Genomic DNA, 26,101 nt, shown 5'->3' with positions numbered 1-26,101 from the left:
TAAAAAATATATTTAAATAATTTAAAGGAGAAAATATGAGCAAATTTTTAAAGTTTGCATTAAGTCTTGCGCTTTGCGCTTCATCTTTATTTGCAGACCGTGTCATCACTGATCAACTAGGCAGAGATGTAACCCTTCCCGACGAAGTTAATCGCATAATCGTGCTTCAGCACCAAAGTCTAAACGTGCTTAATCAAATAAACGCCATGGATAAGGTCGTTGGCGTGCTTGAAACTTGCGAAAAGACGCTTGGCAAGAACTATGCTCGCCTTGCTCCAAGCCTTAAAGATATGCCGACCCCCGGCGACTTAAAGGCTATAAACTACGAATCGGTTCTTAAATTAAAGCCTGATGTCGTTATCGTAACAAACTACATCCCAAGCGAATATATCGCAAAAATGGAAGAGCTTAAGATACCGGTTGTTGGCATCAGCTTTTCAAAAAGAGAGGATAAAGAAAAAGCCTACTCTTGAAGACGAAGCCAAAGCTTACACAGAGGGCTATTATGAAGGTGTTGAGATACTTGGTAAAGTAGCAAACCGCGAAAAAGAGGCGGCTGAGCTCATTAAATTTGTAAAAGATCAACAAGCCTTCTTAAAAAGCAAAATGCATAGCTTAAAGATAGACAAAAAAGTTAGAATTTACATGGCAAATCCGGATCTTACCACTTATGGAAGCGGCAAATACACAGGAGTGCTGTTTGCAAGAGCGGGCGGAGAAAACGTAGCCGCAAAAGATATCAAAGGCTATAAGCAAATTTCAGCCGAAAATTTAATCGCTTATAATCCCGACATGATATTTGTCCAAGAGCGCTATCCGCAGGTCCCAAACGAGCTTAAGTCAAACCCTCAGCTTGCAAACGTAGCCGCTATCAAGATGGATAAAATTTACATGATGCCTGAATTTGCCAAGGCTTGGGGCTATCCTACGGCAGAAGCCATGGCGCTTGGCGAGGAATGGCTAGCTATAAGGCTATATCCTGAGCATTTTAAAGGTGTGGATTTTGATAAGAAAGTTGAGGAGTTTTATCAAAAATTCTACCGCACATCATACTCTAAATGAGACTTTCCACTCTCATTGCCATTTGGGTTACAACTTGCCTCGTCTCGCTTGGGATGGGGCAGTATCACATCGAATTTAGCGAAGTTTTAAGCATTTTAATAAGCAGTAGCGATAACGAAACGGCTAAAAGCATCATTTTAGGCATTAGAGTGCCTAGAATTTTACTCTCAAGCCTTTGCGGCGGAATTTTAGCGCTTAGCGGGCTTAGCTTGCAAGCCGTTTTTAAAAACCCGCTCGTAGGCCCTCATATCGTAGGAGTTAGTACCGCAGCGGCATTTGGCGGAGCGCTTTGCATACTCATAGGTTTTGGCTCATTTTACATCGTAGGTTTTGCCTTTTTCTTTGGAATTTTAGCTCTTTTAGCGCTATTTTTCCTAGCTAAATTTGTCTCTAAAGCTGACATTTTCTCTCTCATCTTAGCAGGTATCGTCATAAACGGTGTATTTGCCGCACTTACAAGCTTGGTGCAGTATCTTGCCGACAACGAAGAAGTTTTGCCAAACATCATCTACTGGCTGCTTGGAAGCTTCGTAAGCGCAAACTACGATAAACTCACGCTTTTAGCCGTTATAAGCCTGCCTTGCACGGCGCTTTTGATTATACTTAGATATAGGTTTAACCTGCTTAGCCTAAACGACGACGATCTTAAAGTTTTAGGCGTAAATATCACGCTTCTTCGCTCGTTTATACTGATTCTTTGCACTCTTCTTATCGCCGTGCAAGTAAGCGTAAGCGGAAATATCGGCTGGATCGGGCTTGTCGTGCCTCACATCGCAAGGCTCATATGCGGAAGCGATCACACGCGCTCAATGCCCGCCTGCTTCGTCATAGGCTCGATATTTATGCTGTTTGTGGATGACTCAGCTAGAAGCATAAGCAGCGCGGAAGTACCTCTCAGTATACTGTCAGCACTGATCGGAAGCCCGGTTTTTGCGATACTCTTAAAAAGGAGCGCGTCAAATGCAAAATCTGCTTGAGATAAAAGATGCGGGGTTTTACTACGAGGGGCAAAAATTTCTCTTTCGCAGGCTAAATTTTGCCCTTGCCAAAGGCGAAACACTAGCGATACTGGGACTAAACGGACAAGGCAAAAGCACGCTTATGTTTTGTATGATGGGAGTTTTAAAGCTCAAAGAGGGCGAGGTAAAAACGCAGGCTAAATTCGCCTTTTTACCGCAAAATTTTAGCGTTGCGTTTGATTATAACGTGCTTGATATAGTTTTAATGGGGCGGATTCGTGAAATTTCGCTTTTTTCAAAACCGAGCAAAGAGGATATCAAAATTTGCGAAGACGCACTTCATAGCTTAGAAATTTCACATCTTAAAAATAAAAGTTTTAACTCCCTTTCGGGCGGACAAAAGCAGCTTGTTTTACTTGCTAGAGCGATTGCCAGCAGAAGTGAAGTGATGTTTTTAGATGAGCCTACAAGCGCGCTTGATCTAAAAAATCAAGATAGGGTTTTAACACTGATTCGTAATCTAAAAGAGCAAAGCAATGCAAGTATCGTCTTTACCACTCATCAGCCAAACCACGCTCTAGCCGTAGCCGATAGCACTCTCATCCTTAAAAACGACCTTAGCTACGTCTTTGGCAAAAGCAGTGAGGTGCTAAATAAAGAAAATTTAAGCTCGCTTTATGATGTGGATATAAGAGGAGTTAAATTTGATATAGGCAGCAAGCAAATACCAAGCATAACGCAAATTTTTAGCACACAGAAGTAAAATTTAAGTATAATTACGAGAAGTTTTATCAATTTAGGAGAATTTAATGAATAATAATGAAATTTTAGTCGAGCAAGATGAGAGGCTAGCAAAAGCTAGAAGAGATGGTCTTATATCAAGCGCCATAATGTTTTCTAGCTTAGCAGTGCCGTTTTTAATCGGATTTTTCATCAAAATCGAATATCCAAGTTCAAGACTCGCCTTGAATGTGATACTACTTATCGTCTCTATCGCCGGTATTGTATATATGTGGAATGCCTTAAAAGCTATTCAAGATATCTCTCAAAACGAAGTATTTGAGATATTTAAAAAGAGTATTATGGCGACATTTGTAATAGTAGGTTTAGCCGCCCTAATGCTCTTTGCCAAAAACAACGAAACGATTTTTAGCGTCTTAGGTTTAGCGGTGTTTATTATACTAATATACGTCGGGATAGCATGGCTTAGGATAAATTTAAGACTAGCCAAAATAACGCAAAACGGACTTTTTAAAACATACGTTTTCGTCTCTATTTTTTGTTTTGTAGCGGTGCTGTTTTTAAGAGCTTTACCAAGTTTTGGTCTATCGTTTTCACTGCAAACACTTATATTTCTTTATATGGCATCAGAGATAATAACTACAATCCCGCTACTTGTACAAATTTTTGCGTGGCGAAAAGTAGAAAAAGTAATCAGAGATATTTAGCTATCTCTGATTATCAAAATTTAGCTTGAAGCGTTAAACTAACCTTTCATCTTAAAAAAATTATCATTTTTCAAATTCGCTTCCATCAGCCTTATCTCCTCTTCGCCGCTTCTTACGATATCAGAGTCGCATTCAAAATTCTTCGCGTCTATCTTCTTTGGATACTCGACATTTGCCAAAATATGCCTAAATATATTTATCCGCGCGTGCTTTTTGCTATCGGATGATACTATCGTCCAAGGACAAGCGGGAGTATTTGAAGCAAGCAGCATGGAGTATTTGGCGATGGTGTATTGATCCCAAAGCTCTTGGCTTTTAGCGTCTACCGGCGAAATTTTAAACTGCTTAAGCGGATCGGTAAGACGCTCTTTGAAGCGTTTTTTCTGCTCCTCTTTTGAAACCGACAGGTAAAATTTAAAGAAAATTATGCCCGAGTTTTTTATCATCTCTTCAAATTTTGGCACCTCGCGCAAAAATTCCTTGTGCTCTTCTTGAGTACAAAATCCCATCACAGGCTCAACTCCTGCTCTATTGTACCACGAGCGGTCAAATATCACGATCTCTCCGGCGCTTGGAAGGTGTGCCACATACCGCTGAAAGTACCACTGCGATCGCTCTACGTCGCTTGGCTTTTCAAGTGCGACTATACGACATCCGCGCGGGTTTAGATGCTCGGTTAGGCGCTTTATACTTCCGCCCTTACCCGCCGCATCACGCCCCTCAACGATGATAAGCACTCTTAAACCCTGCTCTTTTACGTGGTTTTGAAATTTCAAAAGCTCGATCTGAAGCTTTCTAAGCTCATGTTCGTAATCAAATTTAGCCTTTTTATCGTCTTTTTTGTTTTTTGACATTTAAACCTTTCAAATTAATAGCTTGCTATTCTCCTGTTAATATATTTTTATCACTCAAAACTACACCGGTATCGCTATTTGAAGTTAAAATTCCTAAAAGCGATACTTCATTAGCATTCAATACATCGTCATTGTTTGCATCTATTCTATAAAGCTGCGTTATATCATTGCCTTTTACCGCTACGATAGCTATAGTCTTAGCTCCTGTAGTAGAATTTTTAAAAGCGGTATTGCTAGGCGAGAAAAGATCATTAAAATTTTTCCCGCCATAATCTTTATCGGATATATTAGCGTCTATAGTTGTGCTATAGATATTTGTATCTTCAATAGCTTTTGAAGCTCCTGATTTAATGTCTAGATTTACGGTATCCGCCTTATTTATGCCTAAATTTTTAAAATCTATCTTGTCGCCTACAGAAAAGCTAGATATGCTCAAATTTGAAGCATTTTTAGATAGTATAAATACATCCTTTAGCTTGCTTGCCTTAAGCGCACCTGTAACACCATCAACTTCCAGGCTATCATTTGGGTCTATAAATTTATCTGACAACAAAGAGTATTGAGCCAAAGTAAGACTTAAAGCGTTCTTGTCGTCTATGATATCTATAGCATCTACGCTCTTAATGACACTAAGCCCTGCGCTATCGCCAAGAAACTCTTTTATATCGCCTAATCCATCTTTAATAACCACACTCTCTTTTGATGCAAGTTTATCTGCAAATGCTCCAAAACTTTTAATAGCTCCTGTTTTATCACTTGAATCCGTAAATTTATCTTTTATACTTTTAAACTGCGTCAAACTAAGATTGAGCTTGGCTTGGTCTTTATTTATATCAATACTTTTTATTTTGTCGCTCAATAAAGTTAAAACCTCTATAGCGCCGGTTTTTTCTAAATTTTCAGCAGTATCCAAAATTCTAAAGATTACATTTTCGGCTATCTTTACTCCTTCAAGTTTTCCAGTATAATTTATACCCACTATCGTTTCAACATCGGCTAAAATTTCTTTTATATCACCCTTTTCTCCAAATAAAATAGAAGCTTTTTGGGCTGTCAGCATATCGCCGTCTTTGCTGTTTTTTATTAATTTTTCTAAATTATAACCCTTGATGTCATCTTCTTTTTTACTTTCGGTATTCTTAAACCTATAAATTTTACCGTCAGCCAACTTTACTGCACTTATTTTAAGTTTATCCAACGATATATCAACAAGAGTTTTTTTATTATTTTCATCTTTATAAAATTTACCATCATCTCCTTTATATAAAGTATAATCAACTTCTTTAGCCTCTATGAGAATCTTACTATCTTCAAAAAGCTTTAAAAAGCCGTCTTTATCACTTATCTGATTAAATTTTATAAATCCGTTTGCGACTAAATTATTTAACATATCCTCTATTTGATCGGCATTTGCATTTTCAAAGCTCTTTGCAATAATAGCTGCAAATTCTTTGTTTGACACGATAGGTATATTGTTTACAATAGCTTGTGTCTTGATAATAGTTGCAATATCTTCTGCTGTGCTTTTGTCGGTTATGTTTTTTAAGATATTTGAAAATGGAGCTATCTTTTCATTTATAGTACCGTTTGTCCCCACATTTTTAATAGATTTTGCAGCAACTTCTGCAGTTTTTAACTTATTAAAGTATAAATTTTGAGCTTTTATTGCATTAGGATCGCTAAATTTTCCATATTCTGCAGCTTTTAAAAGCTCATTGACAACTAAACTTTTTGACATACCTGCATTTAAAAGACTGCTCCAGTAAGATACTCCTTCAGGATCGGTTGTCTTATCTTTTTCAAGCAAATTTGTATATATGTGATTTATAAAATCTTCATTATTTTCTTTGTCTTTAAAAAACTCTTTTGCCGCATTACTTTGAAGCATTATCTCGGTAATAGAATTCATGTCAAAATTATTTATATTAGCCTCATTTAGCCAGTACTGCTGACCGTCTCCTTCGGGAACTCTATTAAAAATCGCTATATAAAGCGAATTTATATCCTTACTAGTTAGTGTCATAAACATCCTTTTGTATCAAAATCAATTTTTAATTATATAGCAATTTTATTTATTTTTTAATATTTCTACGACTTTACATATTTAACACTAACTTTATATTATTCTTGTAAAATACGACTAGAAATTTTTAAGGACAAATATGTTTAAAAAAGCGATTTTTTCTATATTTTTACTTATCGTATCAGCATTTGGCGATCCGCTTTCGGTTGCCGAAGCTTTTGGGTTAAGCGCGAAAACCGACAGCCAAAATGTCGAATTTAGGTTTGATCTGGCAAAAGATATATACGTATATAAGGACACATTAAAAGTAATCAGCAAAGGCAAGACGCTAAACGATCAGCTAAATTTGCCAAATTTTATAAACGACGGCAGTTTTGACGTATATCCTGAAAGATTTAGCTTATTTGTGCCTATAAATTTGCTTAAAGAGATAAATCAAAGCGACAGCTTTAATATCACGCTTGAGTATCAAGGTTGCGCCAAAAACGGCATTTGCTACCAACCGCAAGTAAATAATTACAACATATCAAGCGGCTTAAGCGGATACAAGATAGCGTTAATTCCAAAAGATGATGACACGCCCTCAGCCTCTAGCCTGCCTAGCGAAAGTGAGCTATCCGAGCAAGACAGCATCGCTAAAAATTTAAGCGACAAAGGGTTTGTTTTATCGCTTATTACCTTTTTTGGCTATGGAATTTTACTTTCGCTTACCCCCTGTATATTTCCTATGATACCGATACTTTCAAGCATTATCGTATCCAAATCAGGAGACAAGCTAAACGCTAAACGCGGATTTTGGCTTTCGTTTATCTATGTCTTTGCCATGGCTTTAGCCTACGCGGTAGCGGGTATAGTAGCAAGTATCTTTGGTGCAGGACTTAGTGGCATACTGCAAACTCCTGCCGTGCTTATCGGCTTTAGCTTAGTCTTTGTCGCACTTGCTCTATCGATGTTTGGACTTTACGAGCTTCAAATGCCTTTAAAAATCCAAAATTTACTCAACAAAAAAGCAGAAAACAAAGACGGAGTTATAGGAATTTTCATCATGGGATTTTTATCCGCTCTCATTGCAAGTCCATGCGTCGCAGCACCTCTTGCAGGCGTGCTTCTTTATATAGCGCAAAGCGGAAATGTGCTCTTTGGCGGATCGGCTCTATTTATCATGGGGCTTGGCATGGGTGTACCTCTTCTAATCATCGGTGCAAGCTCGGGCAAACTGCTTCCAAGACCGGGAATTTGGATGGATAACATTAAAAGACTCTTTGGCTTTATCATGATATTTATGGCGATATGGCTTAGCGCACGAGTACTTGGCTCTAAGATAGAATTCTTACTTTACGGGATCACGGGAGTATTTATGAGTGTATATTTTGGAGCATTTGACAGCACAAATGAAAACAGCAGCTCCGGTAAAAAAGCTCTTAAATCGGTATCTTTAATCCTATTTATCTACGCGTTCATACTTATCATAGGCTCTTTTACGGGAGCGAAGTCGCTTGCAAATCCCCTTGCAAATTTCAGCACATCGGGGGCTATAAATAACAAAGAGGCAAAATTTATCAGCGTATCAAACGTAAACGAGCTTGAAAATGCTATAAAAAGCTCAAGCAAGCCGGTTATGATTGATTTTTACGCTACTTGGTGCGTAAGCTGCAACGAACTTGACGAGATAACATTTAAGGAGCAAGCGGTATTAAGCAGGCTTGAAAATTTAACTTTAATACGAGTAGATGTTACTAAAGGAAGCAAAGAAGACAACGAACTCATGAATAAATTCGGGCTTATAGGTCCGCCTGCGCTGATATTTTACAAGGGCGAGGAGGAGCTAAAAGGTGCAAGAGTTATAGGATTTTATCCGCCTGAGAAATTTTTGGCCCACTTGGATAAATTTAATCTTTAGTCTTAAGGAATTTAAGACAAAATTTTAGGAGTAGATTAAAAGCGCTTCCACGCAAAAGTCATAAATTTATGACTTAAATTTGAATTTTCATTAAATTTGACTTTGAAATTTGTTTTATTTTTACAAGCTTGCCTGCTTAAGTTACTTATAGTAACACAAACTAAATAGCTAGTAGCAGATATTTAAAATCAACATCCTTGCGTCTTAACGGATTATGTAAAATCCGCCAAGGCTCTTAAAAATGCCAAAACGTATCACTCAAATCAATAAAACAAATCCTAATCAGTAGATAAACCGCAAGCTAAATTTATCTCATATTTCTAAGCCAAAGCGGTAAATTGGCTTGCTCGTTTTTTAAAGTAGTAGCTCCGCCGTGCCCAGGGAAAAGTTCAAAGTCACCGCTCATGCCAAGACATTTCTCAAGGCTTTTTTTCATATCGTTTTCATTTGAATACGCAAAATCATAACGCCCTATCGAGCGATAAAATAAAAAGTCCCCGCTAAATATCACGTCATCAATTCTTACCATCGAACATCCGGGAGTATGACCCGGAAAATGCAGATAAGATATATCAAATTCTCCGATTTTAAAGCTTGCATCTTCAAATTTAGCGCCGCCTACCGTTATGGCATCGCTCATAGTCTCGTATCCTTCACCGAAAATATCTCTTTGAAGCATGAAATTATCGTCCTTATGAATATACACGTCAATATTAAATAAATTTTTTAAGCTAACGTTTGAAAAAATATGATCTGAGTGTCCGTGAGTATTAAGTATGGCGATAGGATTTTTTACATTTTCGGTTACAAATTTAAAGGCGTTTTCGCCTGGGTCAATGATGAGCTCAAAGCCGTTTTTAGAAACTATATAGCAATTTGTCTGGTATGAGCCGCAAGATTTAAATAACACTTTCATCTAAAATTTCTTTAATGTAAAATAAATATAATTTTTATTGTATATTTTTTAAGCTTAAAAGATTTTTTTATAAAAAAATAAGTATAATGCTAAAGAATAAATTAAATACTTGGTAATAAATATATGAAAGATTATAATCAGATCAGCTCTAAGTTACAAATTTTCTTATCTGACTACCTTGCAAAAAGCAAAGCGGAGAATTTTGTCATCGGTATTAGCGGAGGTATCGATTCAGCAGTTGTAGCAACGCTTTGTAAGATGGTTAAGCCTAAAAATACTTACGCTCTTATAATGCCTACTAAATTTTCAAACGAAGATAATTTAAAAGATGCACTAACTCTTTGCAAAAAGCTTGACATCGGCCATAAGATCATAAATATCCAGCCCATTTTAGATAGCTTTAGCGGCAGCATAGGCGAAAAACTATCGAATTTAAGAAGCGGAAATTTAGCCGCCAGGGTTAGGATGAGCTTGCTTTATGACTATTCGGCAAGCATAAACGCTTTGGTAGTAGGCACAACAAACAAAAGCGAACTAATGCTTGGATATAGCACTATCCATGGAGATTTGGCATGTGCTTTAAACCCTATCGGAGAACTTTTTAAAACCGAAATTTTTGAATTTGCCAAATTTTTAGGAGTAGATGAAGCTATCATCGCAAAACCGCCTTCGGCAGACTTTTATGAGGGTCAAACGGACGAAGGGGATATGGGATATGAATACGAAAAAATCGACAAGGTTTTAATAGATATAGAAAAAAAAGAGAGCAAAAAAAAGCTGTTAGGCAAATTTGACAACGAACTCGTAAATATGATACTTGCAAGAATATCAAGAAACAAATTTAAGCTTAGCATGCCACCGATTGCCAAGATAAACTAAATTAAGGAGTTGAAATTATGGAGGAAATTACATTTTACAAGCCATCTATCGACGAAAAAGAGATAGAGCTTATAAAAGAAGCCCTTAAGGACAACGGAGCTTCTATGATTAGCAGGTTTGAAGCGGAGCTTAAGAAGTATTTTGGCGTAAAACATGCGGTAACGACAAACAACGGAACGGCAGCACACCATCTTGCGCTTTGCTCTATAGATCTAAAACGTGGAGATAAGCTTATATGTTCGGTAAATTCAACTCCAAGCGTAGCGCAATCAATCAGGCATTTTGACGCCGAGCCGATATTTGTAGATGTAAACGAAGATGATTTTAACATGAATCCAAATTCGCTAAGAGATGTCCTTAAAGTAAATAATCACAAAAAACTAAAGGGCATATTTGTAAATCACGTAGCGGGTCAAGCTACCGATATGGATGAAATTTACGATATAGCTAACGAATACGGTATAAAGGTATTTGACGACGCGGGCAAGGGCATAGGACTTACCTATAAAGATAAGAAAATAGGCTCTACTGACGATTCCTCCCTTGCTTGCTTTAGTATCCACTCTCAGCTTACAAATCCGATCGCAACTGCCGGCTTTATGGTAACAAACGACGATAATATAGCAGAAAGAGCTAAGCTGCTTAGAAATCACGCCATCATAAACGGCATTGATAAAGACGGAAATTTAAGCTATATATACGATGTGGTTGATATCGGCGTTAAATACGATCTTACAGCACTTTGCGCAGCTTATGCGATGGGTCAATTCGGTAAAAACGATAAATTTATCAAAAGACGCCAAGAGATAGCTAAAATTTACGATGAACAGCTAAAAGACTGCCCGCACATCACGACTCCGATTAAAAAACGAGATCATACCTACGTACAATACATCATAAAAGTCGACAAAAATCGCGATAGCTTTGCCAAAGAGCTACTTGAAAACGGTATTCACACTTCGCTTCATCATATACCGATGCATCTTTTAAGCTATTACAAAAACAAATACGCACTTAAAGTAAATGCTTATCCAAACGCGCTTAAAGTCTATCAGCAAGTGCTTTCATTGCCGATTTATGCGGCTTTAAAAGATGAAGAGGTTTATAAAATTTGCGAAACGATAAAAGAGATAGCTAAACACCGTGTTTAAGAGGTTTGTGCATAGTTTTGCGCAGCGATATTTTTATAGTCCTGATTTAGCCTGCAAGCTTCTTGCGATACTGCTTTTGCCTCTTAGTGCTATTTATTTTATAGTTGTTTGGGTCAAATTTAAGCTTGCTTCTAAAAAAATTTTTGATATCCCGATAATAAGTATTGGGAATTTAACCCTTGGTGGAAGCGGAAAAACTCCCCTTTGTATAGCTATAGCAAACGAATTTGAGGGTGGTTTTATCATTCTTAGAGGATATAAGCGCGCCTCAAAAGGACTTAAGCAAATTTGCATAAACGGCGAAATTCTAACCGATGTCAAAACAAGCGGCGACGAGGCGATGGAGTATGCAAAAAGCGTTAAAAACGCAAATGTCATCGTAAGCGAAAACCGCGATGAAGCCATAAATTTAGCTCGCAGTCTTAAAGCCAGATACGTCTTGCTTGATGACGGCTTTTCTAAATTTCACATCAAAAAATTTGACATTCTCATTAAGCCCTCAAACGAGCCATATTTTGATTTCGTTATACCAAGCGGTGCTTATAGATATCCTAAGAGCTTTTATAAATTTGCAGACCGTATCGTGCAAGAAGGAGTTGATTTCACCCGAGAAAGCGAGATCATTAACCCAGGCGATAGGATGGTTTTAGTTACCGCCATAGCAAATCCGGCAAGACTTAGTCCGTTTTATGAAAAGTGCATAGGGCGAGAGTTTTTTGAAGATCATCATAGCTTTACCAAAGGCGAGCTTGAAGAGATTTTAAAGCGTTACAAAGCCACTTCGCTACTAGTTACCAAAAAAGATTTCGTAAAGATAGAGGAATTTGGCTTGCCGATATCTCTAATAACTCTTAAAACGACTCTTTCAAGCGATTTTAAAGAGCTTATCAAAGCTACTCTCTAGGCAAAATTTGTTATAATCGCCCAAAAAAGGATCAAATTTGCAAAAACATATCAAAACAGCCGAAATTATCGTATCCGCACTCCCGTATATACAAAAATTTAGAGATAAAATTTTCGTCATCAAATACGGCGGTGCGGCGCAAATAGACGAAAAGCTAAAAAACGACTTTGCACGCGATGTCGTGCTGTTAAATTTAGTAGGCATAAAAGTGGTCATTGTGCACGGCGGAGGCAAAAAGATAAATTCCATGCTTGAAAAACTTGATATAAAAAGCGAATTTGTAGACGGACTAAGAGTGACCGATGAAGCGACGATGGAAGTCGTTGAGATGGTGCTAAGCGGGCTAATAAACAAAGAGATAACGGCTCTTTTAAACAAGCATGGCGCAAAAGCCATAGGCATAAGCGGCAAGGATGCCAATATGCTAAATGCGGTCAAGTCAGATAGCGGTAAATACGGCTTTGTGGGCGATATCACCGATGTAGATGAAAATATCGTGCTAAATTTGCTTAAAGAGGGCTTTGTGCCCGTTATCGCGCCTATCGCAACCGATAAAAACGCAAACAGCTACAACATCAACGCCGATCTTTGCGCAAGCGCGATAGCATGCAAACTAAAAGCCGAAAAGATAATGTTTTTAACAGATACGGCAGGAATTTTAGACGGAGAAAAAAATCTCATAAGCAAGCTTGATGAAGCAAGTATAAAAGAGTTTAAAAACTCAGGCGTAATAAGCGGAGGCATGATACCAAAAGTAGATGCCGCACTTGCTTGCGTAAAAAGCGGAGTTAAAAACTCACATATCATAGACGGCAGACTGCCCCACTCCATACTTCTTGAGCTATTTACCGATGACGGAATAGGAACAATGATAAGATGAAATTTGTGATAACCTCCTGCGATAAAAAAGGCGCAAAAAAACTTTCAAAAAAACTCATAAAGCGTAAATTCGCAGCTTGTGTAAGCGTGATAAAGGCCAAAAGCACCTATGTATGGGAAAATGAAATTTGCTCTGAAAAAGAGAGAATTTTACTTATAAAAACGGATAAAAAATTTAAAAAAATAAGCAAATTTATAAAATCCAACCACAGCTACGAGCTTCCTGAAATCGCAATTATAAAAGCTGACGGTGCGCTTAAAAAATACGCAAAATGGGTTAGAAAATCAACAAAAGGCAAAAAATGAAACTTCACCAAACAAGAGCCAATGAAAATGAAAATTTAAACGCGGTTGAATTTAGCCACGCGCTTCTTGCGCCTAGTTCAAATTACGGAGGGCTTTATGCTCCGCTTAACCTGCCTAAGCTGGATGATGAATTTTTCGCGCAAGCAAAGGAGTTAAATTACGAGCAAATCGCGCTTGAGATCATTAAAAAATTTGAATTTGACGTTAAAAACGATGTATTTGAAAAAGCCCTAAAAAGATATCTGAAATTTGACAAGCCAAACGAGCCCGTTCAGATAAGAAAAATCGGCGAAAATTTATACATAAACGAGCTTTATCACGGACCTACTAGAGCTTTTAAGGATATGGCGCTTCAGCCGTTTGGAGTTATTTTAAGTGAGCTTGCTAAGAACAAGGGCGAAAACTACCTCATAATGTGCGCTACAAGCGGAGATACGGGTCCTGCTACGCTTGAAACATTTAGCGATGTGCCAAATATAAAAGTAGTCTGCCTCTACCCAAAAGACGGCACAAGCGAGGTTCAGCGCCTTCAAATGATAAACGCAAGCGCTAAAAATTTAAAAGTTATCGGCATAGAAGGCAACTTCGACGATGCACAAAGAGCGCTTAAAACGCTTTTGGCTAGCGAAAATTTCAAAACAGCCCTAAAAGAACTTGGAGTATCTCTAAGCGCTGCAAATTCGGTAAATTTCGGGCGAATTTTATTTCAGATCATATATCACGTCTACGCTTATGCATATCTGCTAAAAACAGGGGTTTTAAAAGCGCAAGAGAGTTTTGATATCATCGTACCAAGCGGAAATTTCGGCAATGCGCTTGGAGCATACTACGCTAAAAAAATGGGTGCAAAAATAGACAAAATCAAAATCGTCTCAAATTCAAATAATATCTTAACCGAATTTTTTACCACCGGCGTTTATGATCTTAGAGGCAAAACCCTTGTAAAAACCATAAGTCCGGCTATGGATATATTGATCTCGTCAAACGTCGAGAGATTGCTTTTTGATAAATTTGGAGCGGTTAGAACAAAAGAGCTTATGCAAAATTTATCTGAAAATGGCTTTTATAGGCTAAATTCAAGTGAGCTAGAAGAGCTTAAAAAAGATTTTGAAGCTGATTTTTGTAGTGATGAAGAGTGCGAAGAGATAATTAAAGAGCAAGCAATCAAAGACGTGATAATCGATCCTCACACAGCCACTTGCTTTAAGATGAGTTCAAATTTGACCCGCCCAACCGTGATCACCTCTACCGCCCACTGGGTTAAATTTGCGCCAAGTATGTTTAAGGCGTGTAAAAATGAAGATCTAAAAGATGAAAAGTCAGGACTTGAAGCCTTAGCAAAAGAATTTAGCGATATCGTTCCTGAGTCTATAAAGTCGCTATTTAGCTCACAAGCCGTTCATACCGACATAGCGCACAAAGATGAGATAGAGGATAAAATTCTAAACTGGATAAAGCAATGATAGTAATACCTGCTCGCCTTGCTTCAACAAGGTTTCATAATAAAATTTTACAGCCCATCAACGGCTCGCCGATGTTTATCGCAACCGCAAAAAGAGTGCAAAACGTGGATGAAATTTTAATCGCGGTTGATGATGAAGAGGTGCTTAAAATAGCTAAAAAATATGGATTTAAAGCGGTCATGACAAGCAAGGATCATCAAAGCGGAACTGACCGTATAAATGAGGCGGTTACAGTTTTAAACCTCAACAAAGACGAAATTATCATAAACGTTCAAGCCGACGAGCCTTTTATAGAGCCTGAAAATATAGCTAAATTTAAAGATTTCTGCGAAAATAACCGAGAAAAAGCATTTATGTTTTCATGCTACAAAACTATAGACGATAAAAATGCCGACGATAAAAATCTAGTTAAAGTCGTAACCGATAAAGACGGCTTTGCACTATATTTTTCTCGCTCAAGAATTCCTTTTAACAGAAGCGAATGCAATGCTTATAAAGCGCATCTTGGCATCTACGGATATAGCGTAAAAGCGCTTAGTGAATTTTGCGCATTTGAGCCCTCCTTCCTTGAAGATACGGAAAAATTAGAGCAACTAAGAGCGCTTGAAAACGGTAAAAAAATAGCCATGCTTGAAGTAAGTAGCCAAAGTATAGGCATTGACTGCGAAGAGGACCTACAAAGAGCCTTAAACAAATTCTTAAACAAATAGCCTTGCGTTGATTTAAATTAACGATTTGCGCGATGAAATTTGCTAAATTTACGCCAAAGGAAGCAAAATGACGCAAGAAAAATTTATAGAGCAAGTTAGCACAATGGCAAAGTTTTTGAGCATAAATTGCAAGGATAATCATCCAAGCGCTTTTAAAAACGAAATAAATTTAAATCTTGCATACAAAGGTGAAAACCTCAACTTTAACGTTTCCACATCGCTTTGCAAAGAGTGCGAAGAGTTGTTTTACTATGCTCACGAACGCCTTAGCCAGTGTCCGCACGAAGTAAAGCCAAGCTGTAGAAAGTGTCCGCACCCTTGCTACGAAAAAAGCAGATGGAAGCAGATGGCAAAGATAATGAGATATAGCGGCATGAAGCTTGGACTTACTAAAATTAAAAAGATGTTTGGATTTAGAACAAACAATGAGCATTAAAGAGTGTCAAATTGGCTGAATTAACAACTTATTCCATCACTAAAGGGTAAAAACTAAAGCCAAACAATCAATAAGCTTAAGAGATACTCTATTACTATAAAAGTACTTTTAAGAACTTTTTTGCCGACATTATCACAATATTTATTAAAAATAATAGTATATTCAAAAGATCATATGTTTCAATTTACAAATAAAAAATATTCAAAAATGCAACTTTATATTTTTGTATAATTTTCCCCATTAACCAAAAGCCTTTATAAAAGCCTGCTCTCCTATTATAAGTTTGGTTTTAATTCATTTTTTAGTAGAATTGCAAAGCACTCTGCTTGTATTATTATTTAAAACAGTTATTTATATCCAAAAGACTTTTTTAAATTTATTACTAAATTTAACCAATCTTTTAAATAAATTTGTATAAATGCTTTTAAATTTTGATTCTCTATTTGCATAAATTGCCGCAAAAACCTCTTCAAGCTGCACTCTTTCTTTTTGTGTTAATCTATCCATCTAAATTTCCTATCAATTTTCTTATTTTTTTAACTACATACACGACATCTTCATCATCAAGCTCGCAAAGAAGCTGACACACTGCAATAGCGGCTTGAGGCTTTGAAATTCCAAGCTTCCAATCCTGATAAGTTCTCATTGACACTCCAAGGCGTTTTGCCATTTGGGCTTGTGAAATTTTCTTACCCATATTTTTTGATTCGACAGCATTGTGCAACAAATTAAAAATATCACTTATCTCTACCATTGTATAATTATACAGTTTATATTATTAAATATACATAAATTATTATAGTATAATGAAAATAATTTATATAAAATCTATTTTATATTATATTTTATATTTTATTTATATTATTTTATACATTATTTCGTATAAATTTATTTAAATATATACAAATTTGATAAATCTAATATCCAAAAGACAATACTTTCCTTGTTAATTAAAATATGAGCATATAAGGCTAAAGTTATCTAAATAAAATCTTTTAATTTAAATACTTGACAATATCTAACTCAATATTGTATAATGCTTCTAGCAATTAAAATAAAAGAGTGCTAATATGATAAAAACCAGCAAGAGAGATTTGATTCTGCAATCTATCATAAAAGCTTATTTGAATGACAATTCACCAATTGGTTCAAGCGAGCTTTGCTCTCGTATGTCAGTAGCGATTCCTGCTTCGACTATCAGGGTTTATTTTAAAAAGCTATCAGATGAAGGAGCCATAACACAGCTTCATATAAGCGGAGGAAGGATACCTACCGCCTCAACTATGAACGCATATTGGCAAACTCATCTTAGCTTTGACAAAGAGCTTGAAATTTCAGATGAGTATTTTTTGAAAGAACTCGCCAGAGATTTTGAGATTTATTGCATGATTTACGGTAATAAGTATCAAATTTTAGAGGAAATTTTGAACTTAAACGATAGATTTTTAGTTTTAAATTTTAGTAGTGACGAGATTGCTCTTAAATTTGATCGTAGAGTCGAGAAATTTTTAAACAATCTTTTAGGAATTAGCTTGGATAGACTTGAGGAGATAGCGTCTCAAGTAGGATTAAACGAGCTTAAAAACAGAATCAAAGAGTTAAAGAGAACGAAAATTTATTTTCAGGAAAATGAAAAAATAGCCTTTAGTATGTTTAAAGACGAGAGATTTAAAACAATATTAGATCCCGGCTTTGAGCGGTTAATGAGTTCAAATTTAGCGTTTTCTCCGCTTTTTGACGATGGGCATATCGGTATAAAGCAAGACGTGAAATATCTTGGCGATGAGGCTAAGATGATTTGTGCGGGAAGCGTTTATACGGATTATGAGAAATTTTTTAACTATATAAAGGATGCGGCATGAGTGAAGAGATAAAAGCACAAGATCTAATACCTGATGAAGGTAGCGATGAGAGCATTAGCTTTGGCGATGATAATCTAAAAAATCTTGAACTTCAAAAGCAAATTGATGAGCTAACGGATAAGTATTACAGAGCCAATGCTGATTTTGAAAATATCAAAAAACGCTTTGAAAAAGAAAAAGTTGATCTAGTAAATTATGCTAACGAAAAATTTGCAAGAGATCTTTTGCCGGTGATTGACGCGCTGGAAATGGCGGCAAATTTCAATCCGGAAGGCGATGAATTTGCAGCCAAAATCAAAGAGGGCATCAATATCACTATAGACCAGTTTAAAAAATGCTTTGAAAAGCACGGCGTAACGGCTATTAGCACGGATGGTGAATTTGATCCGAATGTGCACAATGCCATGATGAGAGTTGAAAGCGATGCTCACGAAAGCGGTGCGATCGTGCAAGTGATACAAAAAGGCTACCTTATAAACGGTAGAATTTTGCGTCCTGCAATGGTTTCTGTGGCTAAATAGATATTACAAATCAAGGAAAGATAATGGCAAAAGCTAAACAAAAAAGAGATAGCGGAAAACTATATTCTGAAGAAGAATTGAAATGTATACGAGATTATATCGAAACAAATGGAGAATTTCATGATTATGAAACCGCAAATGTTTATGCGCCATATCACTTTGAAAAAACAGGCAAAGAACGCTCAGGTCATGCATTATATATGTGTGCATGGAGGATTATAGACGGAAAATATAATCATATATTACAAAAACAATAAAAAAAATAATTTTAAATAAAAAGGAAAAACAATGGGAAAAGTTATAGGAATAGACCTTGGTACGACAAACTCTTGCGTAAGTGTCTATGAAAGAGGTGAGAGCAAGGTTATACAGAACAAAGAGGGCAAAAACACAACTCCTTCTGTCGTAGCATTTACAGATAAAGGAGAAGTTTTAGTAGGCGACAGCGCAAAACGTCAAGCCGTTACAAATCCGGAAAAGACCATCTACTCTATAAAAAGAATTATGGGTCTTATGAGCAACGAAGATGCCGCAAAAGAGGCTAAAACTCGCTTGCCGTACCATGTTGTGGATAGAAACGGCGCTTGCGCTATCGAGATAGCCGGCAAGGTATATACTCCGCAAGAAATTTCGGCTAAAGTCTTAATGAAGCTAAAAGAAGATGCCGAAGCATATCTTGGAGAGAGCGTTGTAGATGCGGTTATAACAGTACCTGCTTACTTTAACGACAGTCAAAGAAAAGCAACAAAAGAAGCAGGCACGATAGCGGGACTAAACGTGCTTCGTATCATAAACGAGCCTACGGCAGCCGCTCTTGCATACGGGCTTGACAAAAAAGAGGCTGAAAAAATAGTAGTTTATGACCTTGGTGGCGGTACTTTTGACGTAACGGTTCTTGAAACAGGCGATAACGTAGTAGAGGTTCTCTCAACAGGCGGTAATGCGTTCTTGGGAGGCGATGACTTTGATAATCGCTTGATAGATTGGCTAGCTGACGAGTTCAAAAAAGAAAACGGAATCGATCTAAAAGGCGATGTAATGGCACTTCAAAGACTAAAAGAAGCTGCCGAAAATGCCAAAAAAGAGCTTAGCTCCGCTCAAGAAACAGAGATAAATTTACCATTTATCACGGCTGACGCGACAGGCCCTAAGCACCTTGTTAAAAAGCTTACAAGAGCAAAATTTGAAAGCATGATCGATGATCTTGTAGGAGAAACGATTAACAAGATTAACGAGGTTGTAAAAGAGGCGGGATTAAACAAATCCGAAGTAAAAGAGATCGTTATGGTTGGTGGTTCTACGCGCGTGCCGTTAGTTCAAGAAGAGGTTAAAAAGGCTTTCGGCAAAGAGCTAAATAAATCCGTAAATCCTGATGAAGTGGTTGCCATAGGTGCGGCGATACAAGGTGCGGTTATCAAAGGCGACGTAAAAGACGTATTGCTTCTTGACGTTACTCCGCTAAGCCTTGGTATCGAAACACTTGGCGGCGTGATGACAAAGATCATAGAAAAAGGCACAACCATACCTGTTAAGAAAAACCAAGTGTTCTCAACAGCCGAAGATAATCAAAGTGCAGTTACCATACACGTTCTTCAAGGCGAGAGAGAATTTGGAAGAGATAATAAATCTCTTGGGCAATTCAACCTCGAAGGAATCCCGCCTGCTCCTCGCGGAGTGCCTCAAATAGAGGTTGAATTTGATATCGACGCAAACGGAATTTTAACTGTTTCAGCTAAAGATAAGGCGACGGGCAAGGCTCAAAACATCACGATTTCAGGCTCAAGCGGACTAAGTGATGACGAGATAAACAAGATGGTAAAAGACGCAGAGCTTCATAAGGAAGATGATAAAAAGCGCAAAGAGGCGGTTGAGGCAAGAAATCAAGCTGATTCACTAGCTCACCAAACAGAAAAGAGCCTAAACGAGCTTGGAGATAAAATTTCAGGCGAAGATAGAGCAAATATCGAAAGCGCTTTGAATTCGTTGAAAGAGACGCTAAAAGATGAAAATGCAAGCAAAGAGCAGATAGACGCTAAAGTAAAGGCGCTTAGCGAAGCAAGCCACAAGCTAGCAGAAGCGATGTATAAGAAAGACAACGCTCAAGCCGGCGAGCAAAGCGGCGGAGCAAACAAGAAAAAGGATGACGACGTAATCGACGCTGAAGTTGAATAATATAGAAATTTAAGGGGTGGCTTCGCCCCTTAAATTTATCTCAGCTCATACAAACTACAAATTCTTTCAAATAAGTTTTACTATATCTACTATGACCAACAGCTGCAACGGCTTGATTTCCAAGATCGCTATAAGCTTTTTCTTAAGCCTGTTGCAAATTGCGCTTACTCTCGCCATATAAAACTCATCAGAGCTTCTAACTTGCAAAAACTTATACAAAGTGTTTTACGCGCGGCATACTATGCAAAACCTATACGCTTTTATAATCAGAATTTTATAGATGATATGAAGCAGAAATTTAAATGGAGAGTTTAAACCCTCCATTTAAATTTTACCCAAGTAGCCTTGTAACTTGATTTTGTAAATTTGAAGTATTGTGAATTTGAGCAAATATAGAAGCGTTAAGCTTGATAGTGTTTGAATTTAAAGAGCCGATGTTTTTTGCTAAATCATCGTTTAATAAATTAGCTTCGCTTGCTCTTAGCGCGGTATTTTTAGCCAAACCTGCGTTTATGCTTGAAAAAATTCCGTTTTGAGTAGAGCCTATCTCGGAGCGAAGAGAGTTGATCGAAGATATAAAATCAACCACGCTTTGCTGATCGTTTATATCCAAATTCTTTAAATTCACACTCGATAAATTCACGCTTGCGGTTTTATCTCCCGTAAAAAAGCTCAAATTTTCAGAAAATATATTTTTACCGTTAAAGCTAGCTTGCGTAAGGCTATCTTGCATGGATTGCGCAAGCGCGCTTGCCTCGCGAGTTAGCATATTTCTTTGATCTTGATTTAATATGGGGCTATTCATTTTAACGGATAGCTCATTTATCCTATCGGCACTTTTGGTTATGTTTTCAAGCGTAGAATCAGCTATCTGAAGTATCGCGATAGAGTCGTTTGCATTAGCTATACCCTGCTCTAAAGCCGAACTTTGGCTTCTTAAATTATCCGCTATAATCAAATTCGAACTATCCTCGCCGCTTATAGCACGATTTACTGCTATGTTGTTTAGAGCTTTTTGAGTCGCGTTTTTTGCTTGATCCAGATACTGATTTTGAGTGCTTGCAAAATTATTTCCAAGTTTCATATAAATCTCCTATTTTTTACTCATTATACAGATAGGCTCATAAATTTCTTATAAACCTATGCCCGTTAGCTCGTTATATCTAATTTCAACCGATCGCTTATGCGCAGTTAATCCCTCAGCCTCCGCAAGCTTCATGCAAGCTTGCCCGAGCTCCGTGATGCCTTTTGCGCTAACGGATATGATAGAGCTTTTTTTGATAAAATTTTCAACACCTAAAGGCGAGTAAAATCTAGCGCTTCCTCCTGTCGGTAAAGTATGGTTTGGTCCTGCAAGATAATCACCCATAGCCTCAGGCGTAAAGTGCCCTATAAATATAGCGCCCGCATGCCTTATATCAGCCATAATCTCCATAGCGTCGTTTGTGGCTATCTCAAGATGCTCAACCGCCAGTTCGTTCATCAGCTCAACGCACTCTTTTATATCGCGAGCTACGATAATCGCGCTTTTATTCTCTATACTGGCCCTTGCGATTGATTCTCGTTGCAAGCTTTTTAGCTCCTCGTTTATACACCTTTGAACCTGCGAGGCGAAAGCTTGGTTTGGAGTTATCAAAAACGCACTGGCAAGCTCGTCATGCTCCGCTTGACTTAGCATATCTATAGCTATATGGCGAGGATTTGCACTCTCATCGGCTATCACTCCTATCTCACTAGGTCCCGCTATCATGTCGATATTTACTTCACCGTAAACAAGCTTTTTAGCAGTGGCCACATAGATATTTCCGGGGCCCGTTATTACATCTACTTTTTTTATCAAATTTGTTCCATACGCCATAGCGGCAATAGCGCTCGCTCCGCCTACTTTATAAGCCTCTTTGATGCCGCAAATATGCATCGCCGCCAAAAGCAGCTTATTTACCTTGCCTTCAACGGCAGGAGTGCACACGACTATCTGCTTAACTCCTGCAACTATGGCAGGTATAGCATTCATAAGAAGCGAGCTTGGATACGCCGCCTTTCCACCGGGTATATAAAGCCCCGCTCTATCTACTGGCGTATATTTAGCTCCCAAAAGAACTCCTTGATCGTCCTTTTGTGTCCATGTTTGAGGAAGGCTTTTTTCATGATAAGCCTTAATACGATCATAGGCTAAATTCAAAGCGTGTCTTAATGAATCATCTATTCCATCATAGGCTCTTTGCATATCGACAGGATCTATTTTAAAATCCGCTTCATTTGGCTTCCAGCGATCAAATTTGCCAACCTGTTCAAAAAGAGCAGCATCACCGTTTTTTTTCACATCGTTTAAAATTTCCAAAACAACGGGAGTTACGCTTCCCATATCCATATCCGAGCGATTTACCAGCTGTTTAAAGCTATCTTTAAAATTCTCATCGCTTGTAAGTAAAAATTTCATCTTATCACCTTTTATTTATCTTTCTTTCATATCTAAGCTTTTGGCTGATATTGCCCAAAATTCCGCCCTGATGGATATATAAAATCTCGTTTTCAAATTTATCCAAATTTGAAAAAAGAGTTATAAGCCCCACAGGGTCGTATATGAGATCAAATTCCACCTTTGTCTCTTTTAAAATTTCTTGCCAAATTTCATAAAGCTCAAATTTCAAATCTCCAAAGTGATACTTCTTTGGCGGATTTAAAATTTCAACCTTTGAATTCAAATCAAGAGCCGAAATTTGCTCCCTTAAATACTCCTCATCCCCCACGCAAGGACAGGTTAGCACTCTAAATTTAGTGTGCTTTGCAAGATAAGCCGCACTCGTTCCGGTTCCTGATGGCAAAAATATATCAACCGTTCTGTCACTACTGCTAGCCCAGCCTTCTATCTCTCTAGCTTGAGTTATAAAACCCGCTTCAGCCTCGGGCTGTGCCACGCCTTCATTTATAAAAAGCGCTTCTTTGCCGCTTGCAAGCTCTTTTGCTTTAGCTTCTCTATTTTCATCTATAAAAAGCTTCATGCCGTTTTGCAAGGCGAATTTGAAATTTCCGATAGGATTTTCTCTCAAATTTGAGCTTAGATGAGATACTACGTAACAAAACTCAAGCCCTTTCATCTTAGCAAAAACGCTTAAGCTATACATCGCATTTGACTGACTTGAGCCGTGGCTTACTACTCTTTTGACGCCGTTTAGGTTTGAATTTAAAAAATACTCAAGCTTTCTGGCTTTATTGCCGTTAAATTCACCTCCGATAAGATCATCTCTAAGTAGATAAAAGCTAAGATTTCTAAATTTGATAGGCTCAATATTTTTTATTTTGTCGCTCCAAAAACTCTTCGATCTCTCTCATGGCTTCTTTATCCGAGATTGAAATCTTAATCTCAATCCGCCTTGAAGCCTCGGCATCTTCCTTGCCGTCTTTCATGACAAGATCGCCAAAACTACGCCCGCTAGCTATAAGATACTCTTCTAATCTCTTATCGCTATTCCAAGAGTATATAAACTCAAGCACCTCATAAGCGCGCTTTTGCGACAGATCAAGGTTATACAGATAGCTTCCTACCGAGTCAGTGTGTCCTTCGATGACGATTTTATCGATATGCTTGCGAATTTCATCGCTATTTAAAACAGCCTCGAAGTAACTCTGCAAGATCTCTTTAAGCTTCTCTTTTGACTCCTCTTTAAGAGTGTGCGAGCCAACGTCAAATAGTATAGAATTTGGCAGAGCAACAACTCCTGAAGCAGGATCGATATGAACCTTATCGCCAAGCTTAGAGCGTAAATTCGAGATGACGTTTGAGTGCAAAAGACCTAAATTTTTAATCTGCGTTTTAGTATCGTTGTAATCTTTTTCAAGATTTTCATACCTCAATCCTTGAGCCTCAAGACTTGCCAAAAGCTCGCTTACTTGGCGTTCTTTTTCGCTGAGGCTTATTATAAGTTCTTTAACTTGCAGATCCAAATTTTCAATCGTCTTATTTGCATCATCAAGCTTATGCGCATAAGCTGAAGTGATATTTTCAAGGCGTGATTTTTCATCTCTTATCCTGCGCAAGCGCTCGTTTATAAGCTCGTTTATCTCTGCCAATTCTTGATTTTCAAGCTTTGCGGTGTTTAAATTTGAAAAGATATTTTGTATAAGAGCCTCTTTGTTTCTAAGCTCTTTTTGAGCTATAGTAAGATTTTGCTCTTGGGATTTTAAATTTACTTGAAGGCGCGCTATATCGCTTTGCGTAAGGACATATTTGACGACTACCGCACCGATTATCAGCATAAAGACAAACATAAGCCCGGCCATCAAATCGGCATAAGATATCCAAAATGTCTGATCGGAATTGTGTCTTTTATCTTCTATCTTCATCTAATATGCTTGTTTTTTCTATGCTTTCAAGGATTTCACTAGCCTCTTCATCAAGTTTCATAATGTCTTTTCTAAGCTCGCTAATAAGCGTACTGTTATCTTCGTATGCCAAGCTAGCTTCATCGTCAAAAGCCGTTTTAAAAGCCTGCACTCCGTCTATCAAAGAGTCTTTAAAGCCGTCCATGGCTTGCTTTTGTTTTTCTAAAATTTCATTACTAAATATATGAAGCGAATTATTAAAGCTCATAACTCCGCTTTGAATTTCACTCACGCTTCGTTCAAGACGTGAAATTTGATCGCCGCCGACTTCATAAAGTCTGTTGTATTGCTCTGAAAATTTTATCTGCATATCTTTGATGTTGCGATTAAATTGATTGATGACGTTTAAAATTTCGCTATGAATTTTAACCAAATCCCTTTGCTCTTTTGTCGTCTTTAGTAGCGTATTCATCGTTTGCTTTACACTTTCACTGCTAAGCTTCACCGCATTTTCTTCAGCCTTTAAGATGTCGGTAAAAATTTGAAATTTCTTGTTTATAGCTCTATCAAGCTCGGTAAAAAACTCCTGATTGCTCACATGCTCAAAGATAACTCCGATCTTTTCAAAGTGCATTAAGCTCTGCTGCAAATAGCGTTTATCGATCTCTTCCTTGCTCCAGAAAAAATCACTCGTGGCGTTTTTTTGCCGTCTAACGAGAGTTTCAAATTTGCTCATCCCGTATCGCTCAAAAAATATCCACCAAAGTGCAAGAAAAATTCCGTAAATAGAAACGTAAAACGCAGTCGCAACGCCGCTTAAAAGGATAGAAATTTCCTTTTCAAGACCGACTGTGTTTGATGAGTTAAACTCGGGCATTGAGATAGCTATGCTTATAAATGTTCCTAAAATTCCAAGCATAGGGAAAATTCCCGCTCCGACCGAAGCGAAATTTTCGTTTCTTAAATTTCTTGTATAGTATGTTACAAAATCATCAAAGCTGGCATTTGATTTGGTATCTTTGCCGATCACTAAAAGATGCTTGATGATGTATTCTTTGAGACTTCGCTTGAAGTCAGCCCCGCTTTGCTCAAAATAGCAGCAAGCAAGCTCGGCGCTATGTTTAGCAAATATGAGCGCAACTACAAGTATCACACCCATCATAATGACTGTGTGAAGTCCGATATCGAAATTTATCTTTTTAAAATATCCAAGAAGCGCTACTACATAGATAAGAACTGGTACAAAAACTATCTTAAGATAGACAAAAGACGCTCTCCTGCCCTTGGTTTCAGGGATAGCCAAGTCGGCAAATGCGTTATTTTTGACATCCAT

At 37.6% G+C, this 26,101-nt stretch carries 28 protein-coding genes; 18 read left to right on the top strand and 10 right to left on the bottom strand.

The genetic code is table 11. The features are described 5' to 3' along the window. Positions 1 to 35: 35 nt before the first annotated feature. From CDOM15925_RS10265 to CDOM15925_RS06795, 5 genes are read left to right on the top strand one after another with little or no spacing between them, the layout of a single operon-like run. Positions 36 to 473, top strand: coding sequence for an ABC transporter substrate-binding protein (locus CDOM15925_RS10265; RefSeq protein WP_283956679.1), 438 nt, complete (start codon positions 36 to 38; stop codon positions 471 to 473). After that, the gene (locus tag CDOM15925_RS10260) at positions 421 to 1,062 is read left to right on the top strand and encodes an ABC transporter substrate-binding protein (RefSeq protein ID WP_283956678.1); all 642 of its coding nucleotides are present in this window, start codon (positions 421 to 423) and stop codon (positions 1,060 to 1,062) included. The genes CDOM15925_RS10265 and CDOM15925_RS10260 overlap by 53 nt, the downstream gene beginning before the upstream one ends. After that, a complete protein-coding gene (locus CDOM15925_RS06805; RefSeq protein ID WP_169942409.1) occupies positions 1,059 to 2,039 on the top strand; it encodes a FecCD family ABC transporter permease in 981 nt (326 codons plus the stop codon). The genes CDOM15925_RS10260 and CDOM15925_RS06805 overlap by 4 nt, the downstream gene beginning before the upstream one ends. Beyond that, entirely contained in the window at positions 2,023 to 2,784 is a 762-nt protein-coding gene (locus CDOM15925_RS06800; RefSeq protein WP_169942407.1) for an ABC transporter ATP-binding protein, read from the top strand. The genes CDOM15925_RS06805 and CDOM15925_RS06800 overlap by 17 nt, the downstream gene beginning before the upstream one ends. A gap of 46 nt (positions 2,785 to 2,830) precedes the next feature. After that, positions 2,831 to 3,469, top strand: a complete 639-nt coding sequence (locus CDOM15925_RS06795) for a hypothetical protein (RefSeq protein WP_169942405.1) — start codon at positions 2,831 to 2,833, stop codon at positions 3,467 to 3,469. A gap of 38 nt (positions 3,470 to 3,507) precedes the next feature. On the opposite strand, the gene ppk2 is transcribed toward CDOM15925_RS06795, so the two are convergent. Then, positions 3,508 to 4,323, bottom strand: coding sequence for a polyphosphate kinase 2 (gene ppk2, locus CDOM15925_RS06790; RefSeq protein WP_169942403.1), 816 nt, complete (start codon positions 4,321 to 4,323; stop codon positions 3,508 to 3,510). A 25-nt stretch (positions 4,324 to 4,348) separates the two neighbouring features. Beyond that, positions 4,349 to 6,346 carry a DUF4214 domain-containing protein gene (locus CDOM15925_RS06785; protein WP_169942401.1) on the bottom strand — a complete coding sequence of 666 codons (1,998 nt, stop codon included), beginning with the start codon at positions 6,344 to 6,346 and terminating at the stop codon, positions 4,349 to 4,351. A 139-nt stretch (positions 6,347 to 6,485) separates the two neighbouring features. Between CDOM15925_RS06785 and dsbD the strand changes: the two genes are divergently transcribed. Next, the gene (gene dsbD / locus CDOM15925_RS06780) at positions 6,486 to 8,246 is read left to right on the top strand and encodes a protein-disulfide reductase DsbD (protein ID WP_169942399.1); all 1,761 of its coding nucleotides are present in this window, start codon (positions 6,486 to 6,488) and stop codon (positions 8,244 to 8,246) included. A 307-nt stretch (positions 8,247 to 8,553) separates the two neighbouring features. Here the strand turns inward: dsbD and CDOM15925_RS06775 are convergent, their stop codons facing one another. Next, positions 8,554 to 9,162 carry an MBL fold metallo-hydrolase gene (locus tag CDOM15925_RS06775; protein WP_169942397.1) on the bottom strand — a complete coding sequence of 203 codons (609 nt, stop codon included), beginning with the start codon at positions 9,160 to 9,162 and terminating at the stop codon, positions 8,554 to 8,556. A 123-nt stretch (positions 9,163 to 9,285) separates the two neighbouring features. On the opposite strand from CDOM15925_RS06775, the gene CDOM15925_RS06770 reads away from it, so the two are divergent. The 8 genes from CDOM15925_RS06770 to CDOM15925_RS06735 all read left to right on the top strand — a co-directional run bounded on the left by CDOM15925_RS06770 (position 9,286) and on the right by CDOM15925_RS06735 (position 15,890). Next, positions 9,286 to 10,041 carry an NAD+ synthase gene (locus CDOM15925_RS06770; protein ID WP_169942395.1) on the top strand — a complete coding sequence of 252 codons (756 nt, stop codon included), beginning with the start codon at positions 9,286 to 9,288 and terminating at the stop codon, positions 10,039 to 10,041. Positions 10,042 to 10,058: 17 nt separating this feature from the next. Next, a complete protein-coding gene (locus CDOM15925_RS06765) occupies positions 10,059 to 11,192 on the top strand; it encodes a DegT/DnrJ/EryC1/StrS family aminotransferase (RefSeq protein ID WP_169942393.1) in 1,134 nt (377 codons plus the stop codon). Next, positions 11,185 to 12,096, top strand: coding sequence for a tetraacyldisaccharide 4'-kinase (locus CDOM15925_RS06760; RefSeq protein ID WP_169942392.1), 912 nt, complete (start codon positions 11,185 to 11,187; stop codon positions 12,094 to 12,096). The genes CDOM15925_RS06765 and CDOM15925_RS06760 overlap by 8 nt, the downstream gene beginning before the upstream one ends. Before the next feature lie 37 nt (positions 12,097 to 12,133). After that, positions 12,134 to 12,976 carry an acetylglutamate kinase gene (gene argB / locus CDOM15925_RS06755; protein ID WP_169942390.1) on the top strand — a complete coding sequence of 281 codons (843 nt, stop codon included), beginning with the start codon at positions 12,134 to 12,136 and terminating at the stop codon, positions 12,974 to 12,976. Continuing rightward, positions 12,973 to 13,281, top strand: coding sequence for a divalent cation tolerance protein CutA (cutA, locus tag CDOM15925_RS06750; protein WP_169942388.1), 309 nt, complete (start codon positions 12,973 to 12,975; stop codon positions 13,279 to 13,281). Before argB ends, cutA begins: the two co-directional genes overlap by 4 nt. Then, complete coding sequence (gene thrC, locus CDOM15925_RS06745; protein WP_169942386.1) at positions 13,278 to 14,744, top strand: threonine synthase; 1,467 nt, start codon at positions 13,278 to 13,280, stop codon at positions 14,742 to 14,744. The genes cutA and thrC overlap by 4 nt, the downstream gene beginning before the upstream one ends. After that, positions 14,741 to 15,454, top strand: coding sequence for a 3-deoxy-manno-octulosonate cytidylyltransferase (gene kdsB, locus CDOM15925_RS06740; RefSeq protein ID WP_169942384.1), 714 nt, complete (start codon positions 14,741 to 14,743; stop codon positions 15,452 to 15,454). Before thrC ends, kdsB begins: the two co-directional genes overlap by 4 nt. Before the next feature lie 67 nt (positions 15,455 to 15,521). Further along, entirely contained in the window at positions 15,522 to 15,890 is a 369-nt protein-coding gene (locus tag CDOM15925_RS06735) for a nitrous oxide-stimulated promoter family protein (RefSeq protein ID WP_169942382.1), read from the top strand. A 351-nt stretch (positions 15,891 to 16,241) separates the two neighbouring features. Here the strand turns inward: CDOM15925_RS06735 and CDOM15925_RS06730 are convergent, their stop codons facing one another. Further along, positions 16,242 to 16,397, bottom strand: coding sequence for a hypothetical protein (locus tag CDOM15925_RS06730; RefSeq protein WP_169942282.1), 156 nt, complete (start codon positions 16,395 to 16,397; stop codon positions 16,242 to 16,244). Further along, the gene (locus tag CDOM15925_RS06725) at positions 16,390 to 16,644 is read right to left on the bottom strand and encodes a helix-turn-helix domain-containing protein (protein ID WP_169942380.1); all 255 of its coding nucleotides are present in this window, start codon (positions 16,642 to 16,644) and stop codon (positions 16,390 to 16,392) included. Before CDOM15925_RS06725 ends, CDOM15925_RS06730 begins: the two co-directional genes overlap by 8 nt. Positions 16,645 to 16,960: 316 nt before the next feature. Between CDOM15925_RS06725 and CDOM15925_RS06720 the strand changes: the two genes are divergently transcribed. Genes CDOM15925_RS06720 through dnaK form a run of 4 tightly spaced genes read left to right on the top strand, consistent with a single transcriptional unit; the run spans position 16,961 to position 20,445 of the window. After that, positions 16,961 to 17,752: an HrcA family transcriptional regulator gene (locus tag CDOM15925_RS06720; RefSeq protein WP_169942378.1), complete on the top strand. Its 792-nt coding sequence runs from the start codon at positions 16,961 to 16,963 to the stop codon at positions 17,750 to 17,752. Next, positions 17,749 to 18,273, top strand: a complete 525-nt coding sequence (grpE, locus tag CDOM15925_RS06715; RefSeq protein WP_169942376.1) for a nucleotide exchange factor GrpE — start codon at positions 17,749 to 17,751, stop codon at positions 18,271 to 18,273. Before CDOM15925_RS06720 ends, grpE begins: the two co-directional genes overlap by 4 nt. Positions 18,274 to 18,296: 23 nt before the next feature. After that, positions 18,297 to 18,530: a hypothetical protein gene (locus tag CDOM15925_RS06710; protein WP_169942374.1), complete on the top strand. Its 234-nt coding sequence runs from the start codon at positions 18,297 to 18,299 to the stop codon at positions 18,528 to 18,530. Between the two features lie 31 nt (positions 18,531 to 18,561). Then, positions 18,562 to 20,445 (top strand): molecular chaperone DnaK, encoded by a 1,884-nt coding sequence (dnaK, locus tag CDOM15925_RS06705; protein WP_169942372.1) that lies wholly within the window; start codon positions 18,562 to 18,564, stop codon positions 20,443 to 20,445. 331 nt (positions 20,446 to 20,776) lie between these two features. Here the strand turns inward: dnaK and CDOM15925_RS06700 are convergent, their stop codons facing one another. Genes CDOM15925_RS06700 through CDOM15925_RS06680 form a run of 5 tightly spaced genes read right to left on the bottom strand, consistent with a single transcriptional unit; the run spans position 20,777 to position 26,101 of the window. Continuing rightward, positions 20,777 to 21,529 (bottom strand): flagellin, encoded by a 753-nt coding sequence (locus tag CDOM15925_RS06700; RefSeq protein WP_169942370.1) that lies wholly within the window; start codon positions 21,527 to 21,529, stop codon positions 20,777 to 20,779. Positions 21,530 to 21,577: 48 nt separating this feature from the next. After that, positions 21,578 to 22,885 (bottom strand): histidinol dehydrogenase, encoded by a 1,308-nt coding sequence (gene hisD / locus CDOM15925_RS06695; protein ID WP_169942368.1) that lies wholly within the window; start codon positions 22,883 to 22,885, stop codon positions 21,578 to 21,580. Positions 22,886 to 22,889: 4 nt separating this feature from the next. Next, on the bottom strand, positions 22,890 to 23,735 hold the full coding sequence (locus CDOM15925_RS06690; RefSeq protein ID WP_169942451.1) for a 1-aminocyclopropane-1-carboxylate deaminase: 846 nt from the start codon (positions 23,733 to 23,735) through the stop codon (positions 22,890 to 22,892). Then, positions 23,731 to 24,789, bottom strand: coding sequence for an OmpA family protein (locus tag CDOM15925_RS06685; RefSeq protein WP_169942366.1), 1,059 nt, complete (start codon positions 24,787 to 24,789; stop codon positions 23,731 to 23,733). Before CDOM15925_RS06685 ends, CDOM15925_RS06690 begins: the two co-directional genes overlap by 5 nt. Then, on the bottom strand, positions 24,773 to 26,101 hold the full coding sequence (locus CDOM15925_RS06680) for a MotA/TolQ/ExbB proton channel family protein (RefSeq protein WP_169942364.1): 1,329 nt from the start codon (positions 26,099 to 26,101) through the stop codon (positions 24,773 to 24,775). Before CDOM15925_RS06680 ends, CDOM15925_RS06685 begins: the two co-directional genes overlap by 17 nt.

It is taken from the genome of Campylobacter sp. RM15925, assembly GCF_012978775.1.
In the GTDB taxonomy this organism is placed as follows: domain Bacteria; phylum Campylobacterota; class Campylobacteria; order Campylobacterales; family Campylobacteraceae; genus Campylobacter_A; species Campylobacter_A canis.
The sequence above is the reverse complement of the archived record's forward strand: the minus strand, read 5'-3'. Positions and strand labels throughout refer to the sequence as shown.

Bases quoted from the DNA above. Each gene is read 5' to 3' on its own strand.
- CDOM15925_RS10265 (WP_283956679.1), top strand. From the start codon at position 36: ATGAGCAAATTTTTAAAGTTTGCATTAAGTCTTGCGCTTTGCGCTTCA.
- CDOM15925_RS06805 (WP_169942409.1), top strand. From the start codon at position 1,059: ATGAGACTTTCCACTCTCATTGCCATTTGGGTTACAACTTGCCTCGTC.
- CDOM15925_RS06800 (WP_169942407.1), top strand. From the start codon at position 2,023: ATGCAAAATCTGCTTGAGATAAAAGATGCGGGGTTTTACTACGAGGGG.
- CDOM15925_RS06795 (WP_169942405.1), top strand. From the start codon at position 2,831: ATGAATAATAATGAAATTTTAGTCGAGCAAGATGAGAGGCTAGCAAAA.
- ppk2 (WP_169942403.1), bottom strand. From the start codon at position 4,323: ATGTCAAAAAACAAAAAAGACGATAAAAAGGCTAAATTTGATTACGAA.
- CDOM15925_RS06785 (WP_169942401.1), bottom strand. From the start codon at position 6,346: ATGACACTAACTAGTAAGGATATAAATTCGCTTTATATAGCGATTTTT.
- dsbD (WP_169942399.1), top strand. From the start codon at position 6,486: ATGTTTAAAAAAGCGATTTTTTCTATATTTTTACTTATCGTATCAGCA.
- CDOM15925_RS06775 (WP_169942397.1), bottom strand. From the start codon at position 9,162: ATGAAAGTGTTATTTAAATCTTGCGGCTCATACCAGACAAATTGCTAT.
- CDOM15925_RS06770 (WP_169942395.1), top strand. From the start codon at position 9,286: ATGAAAGATTATAATCAGATCAGCTCTAAGTTACAAATTTTCTTATCT.
- CDOM15925_RS06765 (WP_169942393.1), top strand. From the start codon at position 10,059: ATGGAGGAAATTACATTTTACAAGCCATCTATCGACGAAAAAGAGATA.
- cutA (WP_169942388.1), top strand. From the start codon at position 12,973: ATGAAATTTGTGATAACCTCCTGCGATAAAAAAGGCGCAAAAAAACTT.
- thrC (WP_169942386.1), top strand. From the start codon at position 13,278: ATGAAACTTCACCAAACAAGAGCCAATGAAAATGAAAATTTAAACGCG.
- kdsB (WP_169942384.1), top strand. From the start codon at position 14,741: ATGATAGTAATACCTGCTCGCCTTGCTTCAACAAGGTTTCATAATAAA.
- CDOM15925_RS06735 (WP_169942382.1), top strand. From the start codon at position 15,522: ATGACGCAAGAAAAATTTATAGAGCAAGTTAGCACAATGGCAAAGTTT.
- CDOM15925_RS06730 (WP_169942282.1), bottom strand. From the start codon at position 16,397: ATGGATAGATTAACACAAAAAGAAAGAGTGCAGCTTGAAGAGGTTTTT.
- CDOM15925_RS06725 (WP_169942380.1), bottom strand. From the start codon at position 16,644: ATGGTAGAGATAAGTGATATTTTTAATTTGTTGCACAATGCTGTCGAA.
- CDOM15925_RS06720 (WP_169942378.1), top strand. From the start codon at position 16,961: ATGATAAAAACCAGCAAGAGAGATTTGATTCTGCAATCTATCATAAAA.
- grpE (WP_169942376.1), top strand. From the start codon at position 17,749: ATGAGTGAAGAGATAAAAGCACAAGATCTAATACCTGATGAAGGTAGC.
- CDOM15925_RS06710 (WP_169942374.1), top strand. From the start codon at position 18,297: ATGGCAAAAGCTAAACAAAAAAGAGATAGCGGAAAACTATATTCTGAA.
- dnaK (WP_169942372.1), top strand. From the start codon at position 18,562: ATGGGAAAAGTTATAGGAATAGACCTTGGTACGACAAACTCTTGCGTA.
- CDOM15925_RS06700 (WP_169942370.1), bottom strand. From the start codon at position 21,529: ATGAAACTTGGAAATAATTTTGCAAGCACTCAAAATCAGTATCTGGAT.
- hisD (WP_169942368.1), bottom strand. From the start codon at position 22,885: ATGAAATTTTTACTTACAAGCGATGAGAATTTTAAAGATAGCTTTAAA.
- CDOM15925_RS06685 (WP_169942366.1), bottom strand. From the start codon at position 24,789: ATGAAGATAGAAGATAAAAGACACAATTCCGATCAGACATTTTGGATA.
- CDOM15925_RS06680 (WP_169942364.1), bottom strand. From the start codon at position 26,101: ATGGATGTCAAAAATAACGCATTTGCCGACTTGGCTATCCCTGAAACC.